Below are 256 nucleotides of genomic sequence, written 5' to 3'. Positions count from 1 at the left end.
CACCCACTCTCTCGCCGAGGCGCTGTACGCCCCATGACGGATCTCACCTCAGGACTGGCCTTGCGGCGACCTGCTCTCACCCAACGCCTCTATCAGGGGCTGGCACTCGCGGCACTGGCGGGGCTGGGCATCAGCCTCACGACAGGCGTGGTATCCCTGCCGCTCAATGAGGTGCTGTCTGCACTGACCGCCCCCTGGGCTGACGACGCCAACCACGCGCTTGCTCACGCCGTGCTGTGGGAGCTTCGTCTGCCGC

1 protein-coding gene is annotated in these 256 nt (G+C 67.6%); it reads left to right on the top strand.

Annotated features, from left to right (window positions below):
- Positions 1-33 precede the first annotated feature (33 nt).
- Positions 34-256, top strand: a 223-nt coding sequence (locus SB689_RS23585; RefSeq protein ID WP_410694471.1) for a hypothetical protein, incomplete at its 3' end; no start/stop codon positions are given.

The sequence above is a fragment of the Chryseobacterium sp. SIMBA_038 genome, assembly GCF_046535115.1.
In the GTDB taxonomy this organism is placed as follows: domain Bacteria; phylum Bacteroidota; class Bacteroidia; order Flavobacteriales; family Weeksellaceae; genus Chryseobacterium.
The sequence above is the reverse complement of the archived record's forward strand: the minus strand, read 5'-3'. Positions and strand labels throughout refer to the sequence as shown.